Source organism: Brachyspira pilosicoli (genome assembly GCF_019402445.1).
In the GTDB taxonomy this organism is placed as follows: Bacteria; Spirochaetota; Brachyspiria; order Brachyspirales; family Brachyspiraceae; genus Brachyspira; species Brachyspira pilosicoli_B.
In genome coordinates, this window is sequence record NZ_SRZM01000296.1 from 1 (window position 1) to 1,311 (window position 1,311).

The window sequence follows — 1,311 nt, forward strand, 5'->3', positions numbered from 1 at the left end:
GTAGACTGTAGACTGTAGACTGTAGACTGTCTTATAATTTAATAAATATTTAATTAAATTCATATGTTGTATATTATATAATAAATATTTATTATGTCAAATTAAAATATGAAATTATTTAGAAATGCTTTTTAAATAATCTGCTGCTTCTTTTTGCTCTTTACGAATAGCAAACTCTAGTGCCCTCTCCCCATCTTTGTTTTTATGTTCTATATCAGCACCAGCATCTATTAAAAGCTTCATTGTTTCTATATCATTTATACCAGCAGCAAACATTAAAGAGGTTACTAATTTGAAATTCTTAGCATTTACATCAGCCCCCGCTTCTATTAATGCTTTTATAATATCATGTTCTTTTGTAAGTGAAGCATAAAGTAAAGCAGAAAATAACGGCTTATCCCTTAAATTAACATCAGCACCAGAGTCTATTAAATATTTGGCAACTTCTACTTGTTTCTCAGCACAAGCAAACATTAAAGCAGTTATGCCTGTTTTGCTTCTAGCATTTAAATTAGCTCCACATTCTACTAAAAGTTTTGCTATGTTAATATAACCCTTTTTGGCACAAAGCATTAAAAGTGTAAATCTTGACTCTTCATCTCTAGCATCAACTAATGAATTATCAGCTTCTATCAATTTTTTTACATTATCAAAATCATTATTTTTGACATATTCAACTATTTGAGACATATATTTAAGCCTTTTTTATTGCCATTTATATGACTCTACAAGCATAGTAGATATTGATATACAAGCAATAGCCCAAATAAGAAAGAATATTACATTTTGTATATCTATTAACCCCTTAGTAAAATCAGAAAAATATGTAGTTATAGAAATAGCATTTAATAATTTACTAGCACCAGTAAACATCTCACTAAGCCAGTTTATAATGTAAGCAAATACCCCCATAGATACACCCAAAATAGCAGCTACTAATTGACTTTTTGATATACTTGTAGCTATTAAACCAAGTCCAAGTATAGCAGTGCCAAGTAAAAATAATCCTAAATATCCGCTAAATATTACCCCCATATCTGGCTTTCCAAATATCATTAAAAGTATAGGGTAAACAAAAGTCATAATTAAAAGTGAAGCATAAACAACTAATACAGATAAATATTTACCAATCACATATTGAAGTGAAGTAATAGGGGAGGTCATTATAAGTTCAAATGTGCCAGATGCTCTCTCTTCTGCTATTAGTTTCATACATAAAATTGATAAGAATAATATTGTAAAAAATCCAATATTATACATAGTGTTTTCCATTACTGCCAATCTGCTATAATAAACTTCTATAGTGAAAAA

At 28.7% G+C, this 1,311-nt stretch carries 2 protein-coding genes; both read right to left on the reverse strand.

The genetic code is table 11. The features are described from left to right. Positions 1-114: 114 nt before the first annotated feature. Positions 115-690: an ankyrin repeat domain-containing protein gene (locus tag E6A48_RS09395; protein ID WP_219709959.1), complete on the reverse strand. Its 576-nt coding sequence runs from the start codon at positions 688-690 to the stop codon at positions 115-117. 15 nt (positions 691-705) lie between these two features. Further along, a partial coding sequence (locus E6A48_RS09400) for an ABC transporter permease (protein ID WP_219709960.1) occupies positions 706-1,311 on the reverse strand: 606 nt, incomplete at its 5' end.

Coding starts and splice junctions, on each gene's coding strand:
- E6A48_RS09395 (WP_219709959.1), bottom strand. CDS start 690: ATGTCTCAAATAGTTGAATATGTCAAAAATAATGATTTTGATAATGTA.